Origin of the sequence: Shewanella sp. ECSMB14102, from assembly GCF_000813075.1 — a bacterium.
In the GTDB taxonomy this organism is placed as follows: domain Bacteria; phylum Pseudomonadota; class Gammaproteobacteria; order Enterobacterales; family Shewanellaceae; genus Shewanella; species Shewanella indica.
Genome location: NZ_JWGX01000154.1, coordinates 1 through 317 on the forward strand (window position 1 = coordinate 1; position 317 = coordinate 317).

Consider the following 317-nt stretch of genomic DNA (forward strand, 5'->3'; position numbering starts at 1 on the left):
GCCCTTCCGTCAATTTCTTTAAGTTTCAGCCTTGCGACCATACTCCCCCTGGAGCCCAAGCACTTTGATTTCTCGAAAGGTGCCGAACGCGTCAAATAATAACATCGTCCGATCCCTAGTCGGCATAGTTTATAGTTAAGACTACGACGGTATCTGATCGTCTTCGATCCCCTAACTTTCGTTCCTGATTAATGAAAACATCCTTGGCGAATGCTTTCGCAGTAGTTAGTCTTCAGCAAATCCAAGAATTTCACCTCTGACAGCTGAATACTGACGCCCCCGACTATCCCTATTAATCATTACGGCGGTCCTAGAAA

At 45.7% G+C, this 317-nt stretch carries 1 rRNA gene; it reads right to left on the bottom strand.

Features of this window, described 5'->3' with window-relative positions:
• Positions 1-317: ribosomal RNA gene (locus RC73_RS21035) — 16S ribosomal RNA — on the bottom strand; the annotation flags it as partial.